The sequence below is a fragment of the Streptomyces kanamyceticus genome, assembly GCF_008704495.1.
GTDB lineage: Bacteria > Actinomycetota > Actinomycetes > Streptomycetales > Streptomycetaceae > Streptomyces > Streptomyces kanamyceticus.
Genome location: NZ_CP023699.1, coordinates 7,023,268 through 7,044,705, shown reverse-complemented (window position 1 = coordinate 7,044,705; position 21,438 = coordinate 7,023,268). Strand labels below are relative to the sequence as shown.

Sequence of the window (21,438 nt, the reverse complement as noted above, 5' to 3'; positions counted from 1 at the left end):
AAACGGTGGCCGTGGCTTCTGCCGACATCTCGCTCGCGCCGTCCGGCAGTTCGCCCGCCGAGCGGAACTCCGCCTTCCGAGCATTCTGCCGCCGCCACCGCGTTCCGCTCCTGGCCACCGTCCCCACCCTTCCCCTGTACGCGGTGTGGGCGGCGTTCCTCGCGACCGGCGGCGGTGATCTCGCCGCACAGGAGGCCTGGGCGAGATTCGCCTCCGAGCACGGGGCGGCCGCGTACAACCTCTTCTGGTACGGCGGCATGCACACCGCCAACTACAGCCTGATCTCGCCGTATCTGATGGCGCTCGCCGGTGTGAAGACCGTGACGGTGCTCTCCGGCGTCGCGGGCGCCTGGCTGGCCGCCGCGCTGGTCCAGCGCTCCGGGATCCGCAGGCCGCTGGCGCCCGCGGTGCTCGCCTCGCTCGGGGTGTGGTGCAACGTCGCCTCCGGGCGCACCACGTTCGCGCTCGGCCTCGCCTTCGGCCTCGGGGCCTGTCTGGCCCTGGCGCGGGAGCGGCGCCTGACCGTCGCCGTGCTCTGCGCGGCGCTCGCCACCATGGCGTCCCCGGTCGCGGGGCTCTTCCTGGTGGTCGCGGGCGCGGGCTACTTCTTCGTACGCGACTGGGCGCGCGCCGCGACACTGATCGTGCCGCCGTTCGCGGTCGTGGCGACGACGACGGTGCTCTTCCCCTTCAACGGCGAACAGCCGATGGCCTTCGACCGGATCTTCCCGCCCGCGCTGTTCGGCCTGGCACTCGCCCTGGCCGCGCCCGCGCACTGGCGGGTGCTGCGGTGGGGCGCGGGCGTGTACGCGGCCGGCACCGTCCTGACCTTCCTCATCCCGTCCCCGATCGGCACGAACGTGGAGCGGCTCGCGGAGCTGTTCGGCCCCGCCGCGCTGCTCGCGGCGCTGCTCGCGCCCGGCCTGACCAGGCTGCGGCGCGTCGCGCTCGCGGTGGCGCTCGTCCTGTCGTCGGCCTGGGTGGTGCAGAAGACCGTCGACGACCTGATGGTGTCGACGAAGGTGCCGAAGTGGGCGGCCGACACCCACGGCGTGGTGCGCGAGCTCGAACGCCTCGGCGCCGACCGGGGCCGCGTCGAGGTGGTCCCGGCCCGCAACCACCGCGAGGCCACCGCGCTCTCCCCGTACGTGAACATGGCGCGCGGCTGGAACCGCCAGCTCGACATCGAACGCGGCCGCCTCTTCTACGACGGGTCGTTCTCGGCCACCACCTACCGGGCCTGGCTCGACCGGTGGGCCGTCGGCTACGTGGTCCTGCCGCTCGGCAGGCCGGACGGTCCCGCCGAGGCCGAGGCGGCCCTTGTGGCGCGCGAACCGGCGTGGCTGCAGCCGGTGTGGAAGGACGCGAACTGGCGGATCTACCGGGTGCGCAACTCGGTGCCGCTGGTCTCCGAACCCGCGTCCGTGGTGCGCTCCACCGGCTCCGACATGGTGGTCCGGGTGCCGAAGCGGGGCTCGGTGACCGTACGCCTGGTGTACTCGCCGTGGCTTCGGGCAGAGGGAGCCTGCCTGAAGCAGCACGGCGAGTTCACCCGGCTCTCGGTGCCGGGGCCCGGCACCTACAAGATCAGCTCGGGGTACGGTCCTTCGCGGGGTCGTCCCTCGACGTGCCGGTAGCGGGAACGGTGGCGGGATCGGTCGCGGGATCGGTCGCGGGATCGGTCGCGGGATCGGTGGCGGGCACCGCCTTGAGTGGCTGTCGCACCCTGGGTCCCTGGAGCAGATACGTCAGGCCGAAGCCCGCGCCCACCACGGCCGCGCCGCCCACCGCGTCGAGCACCCAGTGGTTGCCGGTGCCCACGATCGCGCAGACCGTGAAGAACGGGTGCAGCAGGCCGAGCGCCTTCATCCACCACTTCGGCGCGACGATCGCGATGACCAGACCGCACCACAGGGACCAGCCGAAGTGCAGCGAGGGCATCGCCGCGTACTGGTTGGTGAGGTCGGTCAGCGTGCCGTAGTTCGGCTGGGTGAAGTCCTGGACGCCGTGCACCGTGTCGATGAAGCCGAGCTCCGGCATCAGGCGCGGCGGGGCCAGCGGGTAGGCCCAGAAGCCGATGAGGGCGAGGACCGTCGCGAAGCCGAGCGCGGAGCGCGCCCAGCGGTACTCGGCGGGCCTGCGCGCGTACAGGACGGCGAGGACGGTCAGCGGCACCACGAAGTGGAACGACGTGTAGTAGAAGTTGAGGAAGTCCTCGAGCCAACCGGTCCGCGCCGTGAGGTGGTTGAACCAGTGCTCGACGTCGATGTGCAGGAACTGCTCGATCGCGTACACCTGTTCGCCGTGCCGCTCGGCGGTGGCCCGGCCCCCGGAGATGGTGCCGCCCGTCGCGGCCAGCCTGACCTGCTGGTACGCGGAGTAGCCGACGCGGATCAGGAGCAGTTCGAGGAGCAGGTTCGGACGGGTCAGGACGCGCCGCCAGAACGGGACGAGCGGCACCCACTGCCAGCGGGCGGGGAGGGGCGCCGCGTAGTCGGTGGGGGTCGGGCTCCGGTACCGCGGATGCGTACGGGACAGGAACGGCACCACGACGGCGGCGGCGAGCGCCGCGACCAGGACCACGTTGTCCCTGACCGGCTCGCTGGCCGGTACGTTCGGCAGCATCATCTTGGCGGGCAGCGTCGACACCAGAACGACGGCCACCGGCCACACGTACCGGTCGGACTGCTTCTTGCCCGCCCTGCCGACCACCGCGAAGAGCACCCACAGGAGCTGGTGCTGCCAGGTCGTCGGCGACACCACGACGGCCACGCAGCCGGTGACCGCGGTGGCGAGGAGGAGCTGCCCGTCCTTCGCGTAGCGCACCGCGCGGCGCACGCCGAGGAAGACGACGGCCGCGCCGAGCCCCAGGAAGAGCCCCGTCTCCAAGGGGCCCCTGATGCCGAACCGGAGCAGCATGCCGTGCAGCGACTGGTTGGCGTTGGCGTCCGGGTTCGCGCCGAGTCCCGCGCCCGCCAGGTGGTGGACCCAGTACGTCCAGGAGTCGTGCGGCAGGACGGCCCAGGCCAGCGCGGTGCAGGCGGCGAAGGTGAGCCCGGTGGAGGCGGCGGCGCGCTTGCGTCCGGTGAACCAGAGCAGCCCGGCGAAGAGCAGGATCGTGGGCTGCAGGGCCGCGCCCACGCCGATCAGGACACCACTGGCCCGTTCACCGCGGACCGCGAAGAGTCCCAGCAGGACGAGCAGCACCGGGATGATGCTGGTCTGGCCGAGGTAGAGGGCGTTGCGGACCGGCAGCGAGAGGATCAGGAGACTGATCGCCACGGGCGCGGCGAGCAGCGCGGTGCGCCGTGACACCGGCTGCGGCAGGGCGCGGGCCGCGAGCAGCCCGATGACCACGACCAGGCCGAGCGTGCCGAACGTCCAGCCCCAGCCGAGCGCCTGCTCGGCGGAACGGGCCAGGGGTTTGAGGACCAGACCGAAGAACGGCGTCCCGGTGAACTTGTCCGCGTCGTAGAGCGAGCCCTTCACGTGCAGGACGCCCTCCGGGCCGATCCAGGTCTCCAGATCGGTGAAGCGCTCGGTCCTCGGCGTAAGCAGCACGGCGGCCGCCTGCCGGGCCGCGAGGAGCGCGGCGATCAGCCAGAGGGCGATGCGGATCGCGCCGATCCGCGCCTGAGGGCCGTCGGGCGGCCGGGCCCCCAAAGCACCGCCGGGTCCCCTGTGCTCCCTGTTCACCACGCGCTCTCGGCCCTCCCGTCAGATGTGTCATGTCTGCGGTCCTGCCTTCCCGCGGGCCCGAAAGGGGCCCGGGAAGTCGTGCTGGTGCGAAGTTGCACTTGTGCGCAGTCGTGCTCGTGCGAAGCCGTGCTGGTGTGAAGTTGTACTGGTGCGCAGCAGTGCTCGTGCGCAGTCGCGCTCGCCCCTGTGGTGAGACGCTCGTCGCCGCCGTTTCACCTGACGGCCATACCGTTTTCTATCGGCTTTTCTCCACCACCGCCCCACCGAGTACCCGGCCGTCCGGTTCCTGACGTGCGGTTCCCGCCTGGCTCCGCGACATAGATCACAAGGGCGACTTGTCCGCACTACCGAAGGAAACGCCGTTTGACCTGGATAGCAGCGGTTTTCCCGCCCTGCGCGGTCGCCCGGCCACCGACCGTAATGATGGCCGATGCACCTATGGTCGCTTTCGGGCCGCCCCGGTTTCCGTGGGTGGCCCTGTCCTTTGTCGTCGACCGAGAGCAGGCGAGCGAACCCTTGGTGAGCGCCACAGCCGTCGCACCCAGCGAGACCGGAGCCCCGCGGCCCCGGAACGGAACAGCCCAGGACGTGACCGTCACCGACCCCGCGATGGTCAAGCGCGCGGTGAAGGCGGCCGCCCTCGGCAACGCGATGGAGTGGTTCGACTTCGGCGTCTACAGCTACATCGCCGTGACTCTCGGCAAGGTCTTCTTCCCCTCGGGCAACCCCACCGCCCAGCTGCTCTCCACCTTCGGCGCCTTCGCCGCGGCCTTCCTGATCCGCCCGCTCGGCGGCATGGTCTTCGGCCCGCTGGGCGACCGCGTGGGCCGCCAGAAGGTGCTCGCCCTCACCATGATCATGATGGCGGCGGGCACGTTCGCGATCGGCCTGATCCCGTCGTACGCCACGATCGGCGTCTGGGCACCGATCCTGCTGCTGCTCGCCCGCTTGGTGCAGGGCTTCTCCACGGGCGGCGAGTACGCCGGTGCCGCCACGTTCATCGCGGAGTACGCCCCCGACAAGAAGCGCGGCTTCCTCGGCAGCTGGCTGGAGTTCGGCACGCTGGCGGGCTACATCGGCGGCGCGGGCCTGGTCACCCTGATGACGGCCCTCCTCTCCACGGACGACCTGCTCTCCTGGGGCTGGCGCATCCCGTTCCTGATCGCGGGCCCGATGGGCCTGATCGGCCTCTACCTGCGCATGAAGCTCGAAGAGACCCCGGCGTTCGCGGCCGAGCTGGAGAAGGCCCACAAGGACGAGCAGACCCGCCCCAAGGTGCGCCTGCGCGACATGGTGACGGGCCAGTGGAAGGCCCTCCTCCTCTGCATGGGCCTGGTCCTGGTCTTCAACGTCACGGACTACATGCTGCTTTCGTACATGCCCAGCTACCTCACCAGCGAGCTGAAGTACGACGAGACGCACGGCCTCCTGGTCATCCTCGCCGTGATGGCGCTGATGATGTGCGTCCAGCCGTTCGCGGGCGCCCTGACGGACCGCGTCGGCCGCCGCCCGGTGATCGCCGCGGGCTGCGCGGGCTTCTTCCTGCTCTCCGTCCCCGCCCTGCTCCTGATCCGCGAGGGCTCGCTCTGGGCGATCGCCCTGGGCCTCGGCGCGCTCGGCCTGCTCCTGGTCTGCTTCACGGCCTCGATGCCGTCGACCCTGCCCGCCCTCTTCCCGACGAAGGTCCGCTACGGCTCCCTCTCGATCGGCTTCAACATCTCCGTCTCGATCTTCGGCGGCACGACCCCCCTGGTGGTCACGGCCCTGATCGGCGCGACCGGCGACAAGATGATGCCCGCGTACTACATGATGGCCGCGGCGGTGATCGGCGGAATCGCGGTCTGGTTCCTGACGGAATCGGCCCGCAGGCCCTTGCCGGGGTCGCCTGCGGCGGTGGAGACGCAGGCGGAGGCGGAGGCGATGGCTCTGCGCGGGGGCAAGTTCAGCCCCTCCGGCGCTTGAGGAGCGGGGTCCGGGGCGGAGCCCCGAGGATGTGACGCCCACCCTCCGGGGGAACGCGGGCACAGAATTCAGCCCCTCCGGCGCTTGAGGAGCGGGGCCCGGGGCGGAGCCCCGAGGACGTGACGCCAACCGAACCCAAGGCAGAGTCACCGCTCAAGCCCCGCGAGGAACCCCCGCCTGCCACCCCACGAACAACGGCACCTCCCCCGCCCCATCAAGAACGACAACCCCGAACGGCCGGTCAAAGGCAACCCACTCAACTCGCCCAGACACCGCCGCCCCACCGGGCCGCATAGGCACAGCCGTGACCGCCGCCGCCTCGACCCCCTCCTCCGCGACCTTCACCACCGCCTCCTGAACGACCTGCGATATCGCGAGCCGCTCCGGCGACATCCCGGAGAAGTCCGCCGCATCGCTCATGGCCCACCGCACCCCCAGCCCGGCCAACTGCTCCGTCGCGTCGATCCGCGTACGGAGCGAGAAGCGGGGCAGTGCCATGACGACCCGGTCGGCGTCGATCGCCGACCGCCGTTCGCGCGGCGCCCAGCCGAGCGGCAGCACCGCATCGGCCCCGGCACCGGGTTCCCCCACCACGAACCGCACCCGGACGGGCGCGCGCCCACCCGTCGAGGCACACCGCATCTCGACAACGCGCACACGACCACCCACCGCACCGTCCACCACCCAGGCGTCCCCCGCAGCGACCCCCCGCCGCATCGTGGGCACCTGATGCACACGCCCCGCCGCGTCCGTGAAGGCGGCATCGCGCGTACCGGCCCCTTCGAAGGGGTCCTCCCAACGCGCCTTCAGGGCAAGCGCGTTGACCAGGAGAAGCAGGGTGTCCGGCGTGACGGCCACCGGCAGACGCTCGATCAGCCCGCCCGTCACGTCCCGCACCCACGCGTCCGCCGCTTCGGGGTCCATGTCCCCGAAGCCCACGCCGGGCAGCGCCTCCCGATACTCCCGCAGGACCGGAACCCCGCTCCACACGCGCGTGGCGACGCCCACGGAGTCCGTGTCGGCGAGGGCCCGCGCCGCTCCCGTCACCGCGCGCGCCGCGTCCGGCCCGGCGCAGCCGAGCAACTCCCGCAGCTCGACGGCGGTTTCCCCGCGGGCACCCGCCGCGACGGCGGCCAACGCGAGCCACAGCCCCACAGGTGAACACAGAAAATCCCCGCCCTGCTCCTGCCCGCGCAGCACGACCCCCGGCAGCCACCGCTCCGCAAGCCCGCGCATCGCCGCCGCGGGCAACACTTCCCCCACCTCGTACGCCATACCGCCCCCGCCCCCGAAACCCCACACCACGCCGCGCCACGCCACGCCACGACCTTCAGCCCAGTATGGGAGCCACCACTGACAATCGCCCGCTCCCCCAGTAGACTCCTTAGCGAAACTAACTAGGCAGTCGAAGGGAACGTACGAACCACATGACTCAGCAGCAGTGGAACTCCGTCGACGACTACTTCACCGGCCTCCTCGCCCCGTCCGACGACACCCTGACCGCCGCCCTGCGCGACAGCGACGCGGCCGGACTCCCGCAGATCAACGTCGCCCCGAACCAAGGCAAGTTGCTCCAGCTGCTCGCCCAGGTCCAGGGCGCCCGCCGCATCCTGGAGATCGGCACGCTCGGCGGCTACAGCACCATCTGGCTGGGCCGCGCGCTGCCCGCCGACGGCCACCTCGTCACCCTCGAATACAGCCCCGAGCACGCCTCCGTGGCCCGCGGCAACCTCGCCCGCGCCGGACTCGACAAGATCGCGGAGGTCCGTGTCGGCCCCGCCCTCGACTCGCTCACCGCACTCGCCGCCGAGCACCCCGACCCCTTCGACCTCGTCTTCATCGACGCGGACAAGGCCAACAACCCGCACTACGTGGAGTGGGCGCTCAAGCTGACCAGGCCCGGCAGCCTGATCGTCCTCGACAACGTCGTACGCGGCGGCGCCGTCACGGACGGCACCAGCACCGACGCGAGCGTGCGGGGCACCCGCGCCGCGCTGGAACTCATGGCGAACCACCCGAAGTTGAGCGCCACGGCGCTGCAGACGGTGGGCACCAAGGGGTACGACGGCTTCGCGCTGGCCCGCGTACAAGACTGACCGCCCACGGGGCGACCACCTCACCCCCGTACTCGCCCCCGTACTCAACCCTCGTGGAAAAAGCCCACGTTCACGCTGCGCGGCCCCGACCTGTCCTGGATGACGACCTCGCCGGAACCGCCTCGGGGAAGCGGTTCCGTCGCCCCGTACACGAGGGGCCGCGCCATGCCCTGCGACACCACCCGTACCTCGGATGCCGGGTCGGGGTTCGAGCCGCGCAGCCAGGTCACCGCCCAGCCTCCGTCGGGCCCGCAGCGGAACTCCAGGTGCGCACGGGACACGAACAGCCAGTCGTCGGGCGTCACGAGCCCGCACAGGCTCCGGTCGCGCCCCACCCGCAGCACCGCGCCCGGCTCGCTCGACGCGTCGGCCATGTGCATGCCCGCGGTCGCGCCGGAATCGGCCCCGGACACCGAGGCCATGGTCAGCTCCAGCACGTACGCACGCTCCTTCGACTCACAACTTCACGACACACCCGGCCCGGACACCCGGCCCGGACACCCAGCCCGGCACGGCGAACACCGCCGACGCGCACCGCGCCGCCGCATCTTAGGTCGGCCACCCGCACCAGCACACCCTCGCTGGGACAATGACCCCATGACTGAACGCAAGCCACCTGGCGTGAACTTCGAGTCCTGGATCGACAAGCAGATCAGGGAGGCCGAGGAGCGCGGCGACTTCGCCGAGCTGCCGGGCAGGGGCAAGCCTCTGTCGGGCGACCAGAGCACACCGTACGACGAAATGTGGTGGGTCAAGCAGAAGTTGGCCCGCGAAGGCGTCTCCTATCTGTCTCCGACCCTCACCCTGCGCAAGGAGGCCGAGGACGTCATAGCCGCGGCCGCCGACGCCCCGTCCGAACGGATGGCGCGGCAGCTGGTGACGGAGCTCAACGACAAGATCCGCGAGGCGCTGCGCGTGCCGCCACCGGGGCCGCCGCTCGGCCTGACCCCCTTCGACCTGGACGAGGTGGCCCGCACCTGGCGCGAACGCCACAAGGAACGCCACAAGGACTGACACGACCCGCCGTTTCCGGCCGTTTGACGAGTCGCTTCCTGGCAACTCGTCCCGGGGACACGCGCCGGGGCCGCACGCGGGCCCGGCGCCCAGGCCCACTCCCCCGGGAAGGCACTCACCCATGTCCACAGTCATGATCATCGTGCTGATCGCGGTCGTCGTGGTCCTAGCCGCCGCCACGGGCGTCGCGGTGAGCCGCGGCGGGCGCACGGGCGGCGGGCGCAGCCTGAAGCGGCGCTTCGGACCCGAGTACGACCGCACGCTCGCGCGGCACGACGGCGACACCAGGGCCGCCGAGCGCGACCTCGGCGAACGTGTGAAGCGGCACGGTTCGCTGCGGACGCTGCCGCTCGACCCCGCGGCCCGCGAACGGTACGCGGCCCGCTGGGCCGTCGCCCAGGAGCGCTTCGTCGAATCCCCGAGCGAGGCGGTGGCAGAGGCGGACCGGCTCGTCGCCGAACTGGCGGGCGCCCGCGGCTTCCCCGACAGCGGTCACTACGAGGACCAGCTCGACGCCCTCTCCGTGCACCACGCCCACCACGTCCACGGCTACCGCAGCGTGCACCGCGCGGCCCTCGGTACGACGGGCGCCGGGAAGAACCCGGAGGAGAACCCGGCAGGGACCGAGGAGTTGCGCGCGGCGATGGTCGAGGCGCGGGCGCTCTTCGACGACCTCCTCGCGGACAAGGGCGACCGCTCCGCCACGCGCCCCGACTCCGACAAGCACGCCTCGGGCAAACGCTCGACCGGCATCACCCGAAGGGGAGTTCAGCATGGCTGACACAGCGCTCTTCCCGCCCGGCGAACGCGACAAGCTGATCCTGCGCCTCCAGAACGCCGTGGGCGGTTTCGTGGACGGCCCCGGTGACGCCGTGGAGGACGCCGACCGTGTCCTGGAGGACACGATCCAGCACCTCACGGCGGCCCTGGCGGAACGCCGCCGCACGATCCGCACGTCCTGGCAGCCCCCGGAGACCACCCCCGAAGCCACCCCCAAGGAAGCCACCAACACGGAACAGCTCCGCCTGGCCCTCCGCGACTACCGCGAGACGACCGAACGCCTGCTCCAGATCTAGACCCAACGTCCAGGCCCACGTCTACGTCCACGCCAGCCGCACCAGGGGCCACACCTCACACCGCCCCGACAAGCCCGTGCGGCAGGATGGCGGCATGAGCATCGTGAAGATCAACGCCCTCACCGTCCCCGAGGAACAGCGCGAAGTCCTGGAGAAGCGCTTCTCCGCCCGCGCGGGCTCGGTGGAGAACTCCGACGGCTTCGAATGGTTCGAACTGCTGCGCCCGCAACAGGTGCGTTGATGTACCACTAGGTCGCTCATCGCGACTGTTGGCTCTTACGGCAGGATGGGCACATGAGCGTAGTCAAGATCAACGTCCTGACCGTTCCCGCCGAACAGCGGGAAACCCTCGAGAAGCGCTTCGCGTCCCGCGCAGGATCCGTCGAAAACTCGGACGGCTTCGAGTGGTTCGAACTTCTCCGCCCCATCGAGGGCACAGACGACTACCTGGTCTACACGCGCTGGCGTGACGAGGAGTCGTTCCAGGCCTGGATGGAGGGCCCGATGAAGTCGGCCCACCAGGGCGGCGGCGACCGGCCTAAGCCTGCGGCTAGCGGGTCCACGGTGTGGTCTTTCGAGGTCGTGCAGCAGGCAGCACCCAAGAGCTAGTAGGCGTCAGGCCCAAGAGCTCCGCACCGAAAACTGGTGCGGAGTTCTTTTCTACCCCGCACCGTTGATTTGCAGACATATTCAGCTTCCGCGCTTCAGTCGACCACGAATCGCCAAAACACCAAGGCCTAACAGAACCGGCTCAGAAAACCGTGAGACCATCTCAACGTATGTTCCTGACGTGGTGAGGTCCTGCCCACTGGAACGGAATACCACAGAGTTTAATGTGACGTTTAAAGCTTTCTCGAGTCTTTTGCCAGTGAACCAGTCACCCGAAGGGTTCTTCAAGCCCTCCTCATCAACCTCAAGGGACACCTCTCCCCCACCACGCGGAATAGCCCCTGTCACCTTCTGACTGGGGGAGTTAAGTGGGAGACCAATCCCCATCATGAGAAGAATAGTGATAATCATGGCCGCGCCAAGCCAGCCGAATGCACGCGAGGCGCGGAGTCCATATCCCGATAGCAGCCAATAGGCTTGACGCAGCCAACGTTCCCCCATCCCCCAATTTTGACCATGCCGCCGCATCTCCATCTCACCGTAGTAGAAGTCGTTTGCTCCTGGTTCGTCCTTCGCGTCTTCACGCCCCTTCCGAAGCTGCTGATAAATGGTCATCAGCGCCGCAACTCCGGGGTCGGGCTGCATACTTTCCGGCGGGTCACCCCAGCCATTTCTCAGATATTTAGGATGACTTTCCAGTGCACGCCATTGCCGCTCTTCTTCAATCACCTTACGCTTCGCCCAACCGAATGGCGTAAACCCAATACGTCCCGACGGGGGCGCACCAAACGTCCACCGACCCTCAAGTCTGAGCTGATCAAGGTTGAACGCTCCAGCGAATCGACAATTTGTTAAATCGACGTCCACAAGCGTTAAATTGCTCGCATCAACGCTACCGATGTCGAGCAGCTTTACCCTTTCGCCCGAATCGGACATCACAGATTCATCCAGGACATCTCCAAACATTCCTACAAACGTCCGACTGGCCGCAATTACGCTCGTCGGACCGCCGAGTGTCGCCCCAGTCATGCGCACCGTGGCATAACGCAGCAACAGCGTTGCCCCTGACTCAAACCTTGTGCCACCAAAGTCGACGTGGCTTGCGCATGCTCGAATCATGACGGGGGATCGAAAAATAGTACGCCCAAAGCTGACGCTCGAGCGAAATACACACGCCCCCTCCACCAGGCCCGCAATATCCCCCTTATCGAATATTACTTCATCCCGAAACGTTGCCCCCTCCCACATGAAATCTTCAGCGACGCACAGCCCTTCAAACTCAACAAGTCCAGTGAAGTCACAGCCCGACACATTGAAGTAGCCGCCCGTTGTTTTCGAATAGATAAACTGCACCCCACTCCTGAATGTTGAATCACGAAAAGATACGTTCTCGACCGCTTCCATGTTCGACAAATAAGCATGTCCGGACACCTTGACTTCATAGCATTCGATATCCCCGTCAGTCCTGCATCCTCTCAACAGAAAGGAACCATCTATTTGACATCGCGCCACTCTGATACGGCTGCCAATCTCTGAGCCTTCCAAATTTAGAGAGCCGCCAACCTTGGCTCTATAGAAGTCAACACCCATAGGAGCCTTGATAAAGCTAGCCTTGATCCCCTTTTCAAGTCGAGCTCCTTCGAGATCCAGATAAGAAGAGGTCCGCATACCCCAGCAGTCGACTTCTTCAGCGAATCGCGCATAAGCGAGATCCACACTTCCTTCGACTTCCGCCTTCTTGAGGCAGAGATAGCCGAAGTGCGGCCTCCCCTCCTCGTCGGCGACAGCTTGTTTTATTCTTTCAAAGTGACTCTCCGAGATCCTGGTGTGTTCCAGATGAACGTCAGATCCAGGCGCGAGTTGTGCCAACCATGCATCAAATTGCCCGTCAGAGAGATGAGCGATACACCGTTCGTATCCGCCTCCCGACTGGGCGCCTTCACAACTTTCCACTGTGCAAGTCGGCCATTCCGGTATGATCCTCAAAGACATGGACTAGATTCTCCACATCCTCATTGGCATCCGCAGTGGATTTGCTATAAAAGCTAGGAACTGGCTGGCCTCTCGCCGCGGGCGGTGATCGATGGGTACGGTCTAAGTCGTGTCCGGCAGCGTCGGGTTGGTCACCCATGGGCGTGTGCCGGTGGATCGCGCGCGACTAGGGAGCTGGTTCGGGCATGGCGGCTGACGCTGCTCAGGGTTCGGAAGAGGCGTTCACATCCACGGTGGCGACGCGGGTGATGGTTGCCGCATGCCAAGCCGCGGGACTCGACGCCAGAGACGCGGAGTTGATCCGGCTCGGGGAGAACGCGCTGTTTCGGCTGGCCTCTGTGCCAGTGATCGTGCGTGTGGCCCGCGGGACACAGTGGCTACCCAAAGCCCGTACCGAAGTAGGTGTCTCGCGCTGGCTGACCTCTGAAGGGTTCCCTGCCGCTCGTGTCGTCGAGGACCTGGAACAGCCCCTCCTGATCGACGGGCACCCTGTGACGTTCTGGCATCTGATCGTCGAAGGAGGTCGGAGGGCAACGTACGGCGAGCTCGGCGGTGTCCTGCGGGATCTGCACTCGCTGACTGTGCCGGATGGCCTTCAACTGCCTTCGTTCGAGCCCTTCGACAAGCAGGAGCTGCGGCTCGATCGGGCCGTGATCCCGGAGGATGACAAGGTCTTCCTCCGGAAGCGTGCGCGGGAACTGCGGGACAGGTTCGCCGAGTTGCGGTTCGAGACACCGAAGGGGCCCGTACACGGTGACGCGCATGTGCAGAACCTCATGGTGGACGCTCAGGGGCAAGTGATCCTGATCGACTTCGAAGCCTTCTGCTTCGATCATCCGGAATGGGACCTGATGGTCACGGCCACGGAGCATCACAGCCTTGGGTGGCAGACCGATGAGCAGTATGCCGACTTCGTGGGCGCCTACGGTCGCGACCTGTACGACTGGGACGGGTACGAGACGCTGCGGGGCCTGCAAGAGTTCGGCATGACGACCTGGCTCATGCAGAACGTGCAGGAGGATGAGCGCACGGCAGCTGAGTACCGGCGGCGTATAGCAGGGCTGCGCAACGACGACGCGCCCCGGGACTGGCGTCCTGACGGTGCCTGGTAGCGGCTACTCGTCGTCCAGGCGGGCGATTGCCTCGCGGACCTTCTCGTTGAAAGCTGCCACCGTGGCGTTCGCCGAGTGCTCGCTGACCTCGTGCTGGAAGTCGTTCACGTAGCGCTGGAAGCGGGCGGACTGGAGGGTGTCGCCGCCGTCGACGGCCAGGCTGGCGGTGGTGACAGCGGCTTCCAACTCGCCGTTCAGCAACTGGCTTTGGGCTAGCACCATGCGGCAGAAGCCGAGAGTGCGCGCGTACTGCGGGTCGGTGTTGTCCACCGCTCGCTGAGCGTGCGCGACGGCTTCGCGTCGCTGCTTGAGGTCGCGGAAGCAGTGGCAGAACTCGCCCATGAGCTCGGCGGAGTCGAAGTAGCCGAGCCATTGGGGATCTTCGGCCGTGTCGGCCCGCTCGAAGGCGCGCTCGGCCTCGTTCATGGCTCGGCCCGCACCGATGGGATCTCCGGCGTTGGACAACGCGCGGGCCTCCATCGCGGAGAACAGCGCCATGGCTCGGGGAGTCGCCTTGCCGTGCGCGCCCTCGACGCCTGCGCGGGCGAGCTGGATGGCCTGGGCGTGGTTGCCGAGGTAGTTCGCCTGATGGCTGAGGTTGGACAGGATGCGGGCACCGAACATCCGGTCGTCGATGACCTTCGTGAGGCGGAGTGTCGAGATCAGGTAGCGGTGCGAGAGCGTGTGGTTTCCGCTGTCGTACGCCGTCCATGCGAGCAGTTGGGAGATCTCGGCCGCGGCGCCGAACAGGGAGTTGCCGACCTTCTCGCTGTAGCTGGCGCTGAGCAGTGGCAGGACCTCGTGGCGGAAGTAGTGGCGCAGCGCCTTGTGGCCGTGGCCCCCGCCGTACAGGAAGTCGAGGCGCATGAACATGTCGGCGGCGGTTCTGACGGCTCGTACGTCGCGCATGCCGACGCGCTGGGACGCGGGCCTGTCGGCCTGGACGCCATCGGGGCGCGCGACCATCCAGGACAGGACGGCGGCACTGAGGTCGCTCTCGGCCACGATCAAGCCGGTGCCGTCCACGGATTCCGGTCGCTCCTGGGCCAGGCCGTCAAGCATGGTCAACACGTCGGGTAGGGACTGCTGGTAGTTGACGTCCAGCGGTGTCGGTGGTTCGGTCTGGCCGAAGAACCCGAGATCGGCGGGGGTGACTCGGCGACCGAGTTTGACGCTCAGCGCGTCCGCCATGATTGCGGCTGTTTGCGGTTGGATACCGGCCCCGGACCGCCATCGCTGAACCGCAACGTGTGTTGTTCCGAGGTCGGTTCCGCGCTGCCGCCCGAGATCGCGCATGCGCTTGGCCAGGCCCTTGTTCGAGACCTGGGCCTCGTCCATGAGTGAGATCAGTTGCGCGTTCGGCTCTCGGTTCATGTTCCCCTGCCAACCCGAGATGACGGCTTGTGTTCATCGTGGCACAGGCCGGTGATCCCCAGGGGGTTCATCGGTGAACCCCCCTCTCCTCCACCGGTGTTCACGTGAACCCCGTAGTGAACGCTCCCGATCGCGCGGCCCGCGCCGTTCACTGGTCTGCACGGAAAGCGGCGGTCATGAGGACCGGCCGACATTCGGGAGGGGGCGCAATGAACGCGCCGGACAGCAGACGCCTAGCGAACACTTCAGCGGTGCCCGCTGCTCGCGCTCAGGAGCAGGTACCGGTCGGCGGGCGCTTCCGTGCGCTGACGCTCTTCGCCGAGTCTCCGGACTCCGTGCGCGGCTCGCGCCAAATGGTGAGCGCATGTCTCCGGGACTGGGGACTTGCCCGCCTCGTCGATGACGCTCAACTGGTCGTCTCAGAGTTGGTCGGAAACGTCGTGCATCACGTCGTGCCGGACGACTGCTTGTCGCGGCCCGGTGCCGCGCGGCGTATCGACGTAGTCCTCAAGATGTGGCCGAAGTGGCTGTTCATCGGGGTGGCCGATGAGGACTCGACGCCGCCTGATCTGCCGGTGGGTGAGTTCGTCTCCCCCGAACTGGCAGGTGAGTTGTGCGCGGCGGTGTTGCCGGACACAGGGCGCGGTCTGTTCATCGTGCACCGCCTCGTCGATGCCGTGTGGTGGGAGCCGGGTGAGGTGGGCGGCAAGACCGTTTGGTGCCGGTTCGACCTCGCCCCGGGCTCTGCCGACGGGGTGACGTAGAGACCGCCGGGCCGTCGTCTCCCTGCATGCTCCCTCGCGATCGGGAGCGTGGGCTACGGCCCGGTTAGCGGCCGGGGTCTGACCAACCCGGCCCTGGGGTGCGGCCCCTCGGCAGAGGCGAATCACTCTTGCCTGAGGGGCCGCGCTTCACAACCACATACCGAGACCGGACCACCCCCGCGCCGGGAAGCAACCGGGGTGGTCCGGCAGGGGACGCAGCGGTCCCCGGTGCCTGATGGTACCGGGGCCGCTGCGCTGCGTTTCCGCCTCAGGCCAAGGAAGTTGATGATCCGTCACTAGATTAAGGCAGAGGTGTGCAAGGTGACTGGCGTGGGTGAGGACTGGTTGGGCGACGGTCTGGACGTCGCGGGCGTGGACCCCGGTCGGCTGTGGGTTCCGGGCGTCGACTACGTGGCGGGCTGGCGCGATGCGCGAGGGGCTGCCGACCGGCTGAACCGTGCACTCCTGGGCGTCGGGTTGGAGCTGTCGGAGGTGCGCGCGGCCGCGTCGACGAACGAGGACGGGCGCGGGGTCGTGCGGGTGATGGGACGGCCGGACGCCGTGGAGCGGCTTGCCGGACTCCTGGAAGCGGTCGCGATCGGCGACGGTGGCGGTGCCGCATGAGGCGGCGGTTATCTGCTGGTCAGAGCCGCGCGTGGGCACGTCGGCGGCCGCAGAGACTTTGGGCGGTAGCTGCCATGGGGCGAGTGGACAGGGGGCCTTACGCTCGCCCGGCGAATCGGGCAGGTACTGGGCCTGCCCGCTGGTGTGCCCGATTGGCCCCCTGTTCGTCGAGGCTCGCCCCATGGGAGCTGCCTAAAGTCTCGGAGGCCGTCGACCCCCAGCCCCGCGGGCCCCGACCCAAGCCGCCCGGGCGACGCCTCAACTCCCTGGGAGCGCTGCGGATCAGGGCGCCGGGCGACCGGCCGGGACCGGCGGCCACGCCGCACGCCCGGCCGGGGCGGCCGGGCTGCCCGGCGCGCCGCAGGCGCGCCCTTGAGGAAGTGGAGAAAGTTTCGACCGATCTTCGGCGCTCAGGCTCGGGTGCGCCGCGCGGGCTCCTTGTCGGCGGTGATCCGGTAGGCGAGTTCGGCACGGTCCGCACCGGTGCGGAGTTCTTCGAGGAGCAGCGGGCGGTCGTCTGTGCCGTGCGTGACGCGGGCGACGTGCAGGATCGGTGTCGCGTCCGGCAGTCGGAGAGTGGTCCGCTCGTCAGGGAGCGGCATGCGGGCGCGGACCGTCTCGGACCACCACAGCTTGTGCCCGGCCTGCGCCATGAACTCGTACGCGGTCATCGGGGGCGGGCCCGGCGGCTCCTGGCCGAGGGCAGGAATGTCCGCCGCGACGGCGAGCGGGGTGATCGTGCGGTGCATGGCTCGGGTGCCGCTCGCGGGGTCGATGAGCAGCCTGTCGCAGACGAAGAGATCTTCCTCTGCACCGATGCCGAGCAACTGGCCGCTGCCCTTCGTCGAGTGGCCGCGGTACGGGGTCGGCTCCTCGGCCTCATCCCAGACAGCACCACTCGGCATGACGAACTTCCCGTCGCGCGCACGGCTGATGCGGCGTTCGATGGTGACGGTGGGCTGGCCGTCGGAGCGTACGAAGCTGCCCTTGCCGTGGCGGACGTTGACCAACCCTTCTGCTCGCAGGGCGGCGACGGCGTTGCGGACGGTGGGGCGGGAGACCTGGTAGCGCTCGATGAGCTGGGCCTCGGAGGGGAGCGGGGCGCCGGGCTCGAACTCGCCCGAGAGGATCGCTTCCCGGATCGCTGAGGCGACCTGTTGGTAGAGGGCTCCGGGGCGTTGGATCTCCGTCATCTCGGCACCTTCAGGTTGAAGTCGTAGGCACGTCGCACGCGCGACATCACTCGTCAGCATAAGTACTTGACCCCGCGCCGTACAGAACTCCATAGTCGTCACTCGTCAGGACAAGTGACGTCGGCATGTGCCCGACGTCTAATCGGCCAAGGAGGCCAAAAAATGCAGTCCATTCCCGTGGACACGGCACGACTGGGCGTACTGCGGTGCGCCATCGCGCCCGAAGCGAAGATCAGCAACTCCGAGACACAGGAGGTCAAGAAGGACCGGGACGGCAACACCGTCTACACCGTGGCGGTCACCGTGCGGCAGGACCGGCGGCGTATCTCCGTGATCGAGATCGCCGTCTCCGGCGAACCGAACGGGATCCAGGAGGGCCAAGTCGTCAAGGTCACCGGCCTGGTGGCGTTCGCCTGGGCGATGGGCGACCGACACGGTGTCAGCTTCCGCGCCGACGCGGTCACCCCGGTGAGCGGCGCTCCGGCTGCGGGCCCGGCCAAGGCTGCGGGCGGTGCCTGATGGGTGCCATCCTCGTCGCCTTCGCGCTCGCCGTACTTGCCTGGGTGTTCGTCGTCGCCGATCTGCTGCGGCGGCACCGTCCGGCCTGGCACTGGTACGTCACCGGCTACCCGCTCACCGCGTGGCGGGTGCTGCTGACCTGGCGCAAGGTCGCGATGCTCAACGACCTTGCGGTCTCCCGGCGTCCGCCGCGCGGGCTGGTCGGCGACCTGATCGTCAAGGGCGACCCGCTGCGGCCGGTGGCGCCCCGGATCTCGTTCCCGCGGGCTACCCCCATGGGGTTGAGCGTGGCCGTGCGTCTGCACGCGGGGCAGACCCCGGCGACGTTCATGAAGGCGGCCGAAGCGCTCGTGCATGCGTGGAAGGTCCACGCCGTGCGGGTCACCTCGCCGGAACGCGGCCTCGTGCTGTTGACCGCGACGGCCAGCGATCCGCTGGCCCGGCCCGGCTTAGCCTCGGCCCCGGCCGCGCTGCTGTCCGCGCTCATCGGCGCACTGGAGAGCGGCGGGGCCTGGGTGATGGACCTCCGGTTGGTGCCGCACTGGCTGATCGCCGGGGCCACCCGCTCGGGCAAGTCGACCTTGCTGGCCCGGCTGATCACCCAACTCGCCCCGCAGGATGTCGCTCTGGTCGGCATCGACTGCAAGGGCGGCATGGAGCTGGGCTTGTTCGCCGGGCGGTTGAGCGCACTCACGACGTGCAGGCGGGAAGCGGTCGCTGTGCTTGCCGCGCTCGTCGTCGACATGCAGGACCGCATGCGCGATTGCCGGGCGGCGGGAGTCCGCTCGATCTGGGAGCTGCCCGACAAGCTGCGCCCCGTGCCCGTCGTGGTGATCGTCGACGAGCTGGCAGAGCTGTACCTCTCCGACGGCAGTCGGGAGAGCAAGGCAGAGGCGGATCAGTGTTCAACCCTCCTTCTGCGCCTGGCCCAACTCGGTGCCGCCCTGGGCATGCACCTGGTTGTCGCCGGGCAGCGCGTCGGCTCGGACCTCGGGCCCGGCGTCACCGCGCTGCGGGCTCAGCTCGGCGGCCGGATCTGCCATCGGGTCAACGACCCCGGCACGGCGGAGATGACCCTCGGAGACCTCAACAAGGACGCCGTGGCCGTCGCCCAGTCGATCACCGCTGAGGAACAGGGCGTGGCCGTCTGCACCGGCCCGGACGGCGGCTGGAGCCGTGCCCGCTCGCACCTGACGACAACCGAAGAGGCCATGGCCACCGCCCGCAAGCACGCGGCCCTGACCCCGCTCCTGCCCGCCATAGACCGTGCCCTTGCGGCGCCGGGAGGAGACGCCAAGTGATCAGCGAGACAACGGCGTTCACGTTCGCGGTGATCTTCGGGATCATCACCGCCCTCCTCGTCCGCTCCCGCGACGTCCGCGCCTGGCAAGCGGTCTGCGTCGGCCTCTTCGGCGTCTACCTCGGACAGACCCCGGTGGTCTTCACCGTCCACGGCATCGTGACCTGGCTCATCAACGGCTTCTCCCACCCCTGAGCAGGAAGGACCGGCCATGCCCATGAGTCGCGTGAGGTGCCCTCACTGCAAGGGCGAGGGAGCCCGCACCACCTGGACCGGACGGCGTCGCCGCTGCCGCATCTGCCGGGGCACCGGCTCCATCCGCTGACCTAGAACCGCACCACCCGACCGAGCAAGGAGCGATCCCCATGGCCAACGCCGCGCCACCAACCACCATCCGTGCCGCCTCGGCGGCCCACCCTGGAAGGTCCCCACCATCACCCCGGACTTCACCCCGGCTGACAGGCGCGCCGCTCTCGACCGTGAGGCGCGCCTGCGTCAGCTTCCCGAGACCGACCGCGATGCCATCCGCATCGCACAACACCCTCAATACGCCCGGTGGTTCGAGCAGATCGTGGCCACCGGTGGCTGCGCACATCCCATCCACCTCTCCGGTTGGACGACGACGCGGGACGCGACAACCGGCGAGATCCTCCACCACTACGACACCCGCAATGAACCCGGCGAACGCCTCTTGCTCCGCTGCGGCAATAGACGCGCGACCGTCTGCGCGCCGTGCTCCCGCCTCCACGCCGGAGACACCTTCCACCTCGTCCGCGCGGGCCTCCTCGGTGGCAAGAACGTCCCGTCCACGGTCCGCGATCGGCCTCGCCTCTTCATCACCCTGACTGCACCCTCATTCGGCCCGGTCCACCGCGCGGCCGACGAGCGATGCCGCCCTCGCCGCAATGCGGGTGACTGCGAACACGGTCGGTCCCATGGCTGCGGCCTCGTCCACTCCACGGGCGACCCCCTAGTCGGCCAACCGCTCTGCCCCGACTGCTACGAATACGTGGCTCATGTGCTCTGGCACGCACACGTGGGAAAGCTCTGGGACCGCTTCGTCATCGGTGTCCGTCGCCGCCTCGCCTCATCGGTCGGCGTCGCACAGTCGCGCTTCCCCGAACACGCTCGGCTGTCCTTTGCCCGAGTCGCCGAGTATCAGCAACGGGCTGCCGTCCACATCCACGCCGTCGTACGCCTCGACGGCCCGGCGGGGCCCGACGACGAACCTCCGATCTGGGGTACGGCTGAGAGCCTGATCAACGCCGTTCGAGCCTCCGCCCAACGCGCCATGGTCCACGTTCCGTACTCCCCCGCCATCGGCGAACTCGCCCTTCGCTGGGGCGTCCAACTCGACGCTCGTCCCCTGACGGTGCATGCCGACGGTGAGACCCTGCACGACGACGCCGTAGCCGCGTACGTCGCGAAGTACGTCACCAAGGGAGCCAGCGAGACCGGCGCGGGCCTCGACCACAAGCTCACCAACAGCGACGACATCGAAGCAGCCCCGGTCACCGCGCACGTGCGCACTCTCATGCGCACCTGCTGGCGCCTGGGCGGTCTCCCCGAGTACGAACCGCTCCGCCTGCGTGCCTGGACTCACTCTCTCGGCTACCGCGGACACATCCTCACCAAGTCCCGCAGCTACTCGACGACTTACGCCGCGCTGCGCGCCGCACGCGCAGTCCATGCGCACAAGGGTCCCGACGACGTATCCACCACCCAAGTCGAGGCCAACTGGCGCTATGCAGGATCTGGGCATACAGCAGGCGCCACTCTGATAGCCGCCACCGTCGCTGAAGACCTCGCCCAGAATCAAGAGATCGCCCGAGCGACGCTTGCTGCTTCCTTAGCCATGGAACGCTGATGGAGTCAGACCAGGGACTACGCGAATGGGCCCGAGCGCACGCTCGAAGCACGCCACCTTGGTCGGAAAAGAGATGGCGGCAGATCAACATAACGTTACGTATGAATGTCACAGTGCCACGCCGCTCCCCCGAGGCCTCGGCCCACCCGACGGACTAGCCCCTGCTCAGCGGTGTCGTCGTCTACTCACGCCGTCGACAGAGACGGGGATGGCACCTGCTCCCCCAGCAATCAGCGT

The 21,438-nt window shown here is 68.4% G+C and carries 21 protein-coding genes; 15 read left to right on the top strand and 6 right to left on the bottom strand.

Annotated elements, in window-relative coordinates:
* Positions 1 to 11: 11 nt before the first annotated feature.
* Entirely contained in the window at positions 12 to 1,637 is a 1,626-nt protein-coding gene (locus CP970_RS30445) for a hypothetical protein (RefSeq protein ID WP_055544709.1), read from the top strand.
* Here the strand turns inward: CP970_RS30445 and CP970_RS30440 are convergent.
* Positions 1,588 to 3,699: a bifunctional glycosyltransferase 87/phosphatase PAP2 family protein gene (locus tag CP970_RS30440; protein ID WP_055544681.1), complete on the bottom strand. Its 2,112-nt coding sequence runs from the start codon at positions 3,697 to 3,699 to the stop codon at positions 1,588 to 1,590. The genes CP970_RS30445 and CP970_RS30440 overlap by 50 nt on opposite strands.
* A gap of 588 nt (positions 3,700 to 4,287) precedes the next feature.
* Here CP970_RS30440 and proP point away from each other — a divergent pair.
* Positions 4,288 to 5,661 (top strand): glycine betaine/L-proline transporter ProP, encoded by a 1,374-nt coding sequence (gene proP / locus CP970_RS30435; protein WP_224058835.1) that lies wholly within the window; start codon positions 4,288 to 4,290, stop codon positions 5,659 to 5,661.
* A gap of 153 nt (positions 5,662 to 5,814) precedes the next feature.
* On the opposite strand, the gene CP970_RS30430 is transcribed toward proP, so the two are convergent.
* Complete coding sequence (locus CP970_RS30430) at positions 5,815 to 6,936, bottom strand: serpin family protein (protein ID WP_055544680.1); 1,122 nt, start codon at positions 6,934 to 6,936, stop codon at positions 5,815 to 5,817.
* 152 nt (positions 6,937 to 7,088) lie between these two features.
* Here CP970_RS30430 and CP970_RS30425 point away from each other — a divergent pair, with 152 nt between their 5' ends.
* Positions 7,089 to 7,757, top strand: a complete 669-nt coding sequence (locus CP970_RS30425) for an O-methyltransferase (protein ID WP_150494207.1) — start codon at positions 7,089 to 7,091, stop codon at positions 7,755 to 7,757.
* 44 nt (positions 7,758 to 7,801) lie between these two features.
* Here the strand turns inward: CP970_RS30425 and CP970_RS30420 are convergent, their stop codons facing one another.
* The gene (locus CP970_RS30420) at positions 7,802 to 8,194 is read right to left on the bottom strand and encodes an FHA domain-containing protein (protein ID WP_150494205.1); all 393 of its coding nucleotides are present in this window, start codon (positions 8,192 to 8,194) and stop codon (positions 7,802 to 7,804) included.
* Positions 8,195 to 8,354: 160 nt separating this feature from the next.
* Between CP970_RS30420 and CP970_RS30415 the strand changes: the two genes are divergently transcribed.
* The 5 genes from CP970_RS30415 to CP970_RS30395 all read left to right on the top strand — a co-directional run bounded on the left by CP970_RS30415 (position 8,355) and on the right by CP970_RS30395 (position 10,456).
* Entirely contained in the window at positions 8,355 to 8,771 is a 417-nt protein-coding gene (locus tag CP970_RS30415) for a DnaJ family domain-containing protein (protein WP_150494203.1), read from the top strand.
* A gap of 121 nt (positions 8,772 to 8,892) precedes the next feature.
* Positions 8,893 to 9,552, top strand: coding sequence for a hypothetical protein (locus tag CP970_RS30410; RefSeq protein ID WP_150494201.1), 660 nt, complete (start codon positions 8,893 to 8,895; stop codon positions 9,550 to 9,552).
* Complete coding sequence (locus tag CP970_RS30405; protein ID WP_055554013.1) at positions 9,545 to 9,847, top strand: hypothetical protein; 303 nt, start codon at positions 9,545 to 9,547, stop codon at positions 9,845 to 9,847. The genes CP970_RS30410 and CP970_RS30405 overlap by 8 nt, the downstream gene beginning before the upstream one ends.
* Positions 9,848 to 9,941: 94 nt before the next feature.
* The gene (locus CP970_RS30400) at positions 9,942 to 10,088 is read left to right on the top strand and encodes an antibiotic biosynthesis monooxygenase family protein (protein WP_398656028.1); all 147 of its coding nucleotides are present in this window, start codon (positions 9,942 to 9,944) and stop codon (positions 10,086 to 10,088) included.
* 53 nt (positions 10,089 to 10,141) lie between these two features.
* Complete coding sequence (locus CP970_RS30395) at positions 10,142 to 10,456, top strand: antibiotic biosynthesis monooxygenase family protein (protein ID WP_055554010.1); 315 nt, start codon at positions 10,142 to 10,144, stop codon at positions 10,454 to 10,456.
* Between the two features lie 81 nt (positions 10,457 to 10,537).
* On the opposite strand, the gene CP970_RS30390 is transcribed toward CP970_RS30395, so the two are convergent.
* Positions 10,538 to 12,448, bottom strand: a complete 1,911-nt coding sequence (locus CP970_RS30390) for a pentapeptide repeat-containing protein (protein WP_150494199.1) — start codon at positions 12,446 to 12,448, stop codon at positions 10,538 to 10,540.
* A 185-nt stretch (positions 12,449 to 12,633) separates the two neighbouring features.
* On the opposite strand from CP970_RS30390, the gene CP970_RS30385 reads away from it, so the two are divergent.
* Positions 12,634 to 13,560 carry an aminoglycoside phosphotransferase family protein gene (locus CP970_RS30385; RefSeq protein ID WP_055554008.1) on the top strand — a complete coding sequence of 309 codons (927 nt, stop codon included), beginning with the start codon at positions 12,634 to 12,636 and terminating at the stop codon, positions 13,558 to 13,560.
* A gap of 3 nt (positions 13,561 to 13,563) precedes the next feature.
* Here the strand turns inward: CP970_RS30385 and CP970_RS30380 are convergent, their stop codons facing one another.
* Complete coding sequence (locus CP970_RS30380; RefSeq protein WP_150494197.1) at positions 13,564 to 14,934, bottom strand: sporulation protein; 1,371 nt, start codon at positions 14,932 to 14,934, stop codon at positions 13,564 to 13,566.
* Between the two features lie 209 nt (positions 14,935 to 15,143).
* On the opposite strand from CP970_RS30380, the gene CP970_RS30375 reads away from it, so the two are divergent.
* Entirely contained in the window at positions 15,144 to 15,698 is a 555-nt protein-coding gene (locus CP970_RS30375; protein ID WP_055554005.1) for an ATP-binding protein, read from the top strand.
* 321 nt (positions 15,699 to 16,019) lie between these two features.
* On the top strand, positions 16,020 to 16,322 hold the full coding sequence (locus CP970_RS30370) for a hypothetical protein (RefSeq protein WP_150494195.1): 303 nt from the start codon (positions 16,020 to 16,022) through the stop codon (positions 16,320 to 16,322).
* A gap of 410 nt (positions 16,323 to 16,732) precedes the next feature.
* On the opposite strand, the gene CP970_RS30365 is transcribed toward CP970_RS30370, so the two are convergent.
* The gene (locus CP970_RS30365) at positions 16,733 to 17,515 is read right to left on the bottom strand and encodes a GntR family transcriptional regulator (RefSeq protein WP_055557026.1); all 783 of its coding nucleotides are present in this window, start codon (positions 17,513 to 17,515) and stop codon (positions 16,733 to 16,735) included.
* 162 nt (positions 17,516 to 17,677) lie between these two features.
* On the opposite strand from CP970_RS30365, the gene CP970_RS30360 reads away from it, so the two are divergent.
* The 4 genes from CP970_RS30360 (at position 17,678) to CP970_RS30345 (ending at position 21,201) form a co-directional block, all read left to right on the top strand.
* Positions 17,678 to 18,034, top strand: a complete 357-nt coding sequence (locus CP970_RS30360) for an SCO3933 family regulatory protein (RefSeq protein ID WP_055557024.1) — start codon at positions 17,678 to 17,680, stop codon at positions 18,032 to 18,034.
* Positions 18,034 to 19,335 (top strand): FtsK/SpoIIIE domain-containing protein, encoded by a 1,302-nt coding sequence (locus CP970_RS30355; protein ID WP_150494193.1) that lies wholly within the window; start codon positions 18,034 to 18,036, stop codon positions 19,333 to 19,335. Before CP970_RS30360 ends, CP970_RS30355 begins: the two co-directional genes overlap by 1 nt.
* A complete protein-coding gene (locus tag CP970_RS30350) occupies positions 19,332 to 19,529 on the top strand; it encodes a hypothetical protein (RefSeq protein WP_150494191.1) in 198 nt (65 codons plus the stop codon). Before CP970_RS30355 ends, CP970_RS30350 begins: the two co-directional genes overlap by 4 nt.
* Before the next feature lie 238 nt (positions 19,530 to 19,767).
* Entirely contained in the window at positions 19,768 to 21,201 is a 1,434-nt protein-coding gene (locus CP970_RS30345) for a replication initiator (protein WP_317987196.1), read from the top strand.
* Positions 21,202 to 21,438 lie beyond the last annotated feature (237 nt).